Origin of the sequence: Domibacillus indicus (genome assembly GCF_023715895.1) — a bacterium.
Lineage (GTDB): Bacteria > Bacillota > Bacilli > Bacillales > Domibacillaceae > Domibacillus > Domibacillus indicus_A.
The window spans coordinates 1-255 of record NZ_JAMBOO010000143.1; the positions used below are offsets into that span (position 1 = coordinate 1).

General features: G+C 49.8%; 1 protein-coding gene. It reads right to left on the reverse strand.

The window, feature by feature from the left end:
• A partial coding sequence (locus tag M3221_RS26010; protein ID WP_251274839.1) for a hypothetical protein occupies nt 1-255 on the reverse strand: 255 nt, incomplete at both ends.

The following is a 255-nucleotide window of genomic DNA, read 5'->3' on the forward strand; positions in this document are numbered from 1 at the left end:
TTACCTGCGCAATCGATGTATTCGTGCTGCTGTACTTTGTCCCTGTGCTGCTCGCTGTTACATCGCGTGTCCCATTCGCTGTTTCTGCACTCACTGCCAGCTGGTATGTTTCACTCCGCTTCAGCTCTACCAGGTCAGACGGCACACTCAGGCTTGTCGGCTTGTCTCCTGCTGATACGTCAATTGCTTTTACTTTTACAACCTTCGTAATTCCGTTATTTGTAATACGGATGTCCGCTGTATAGCCGATTGCCG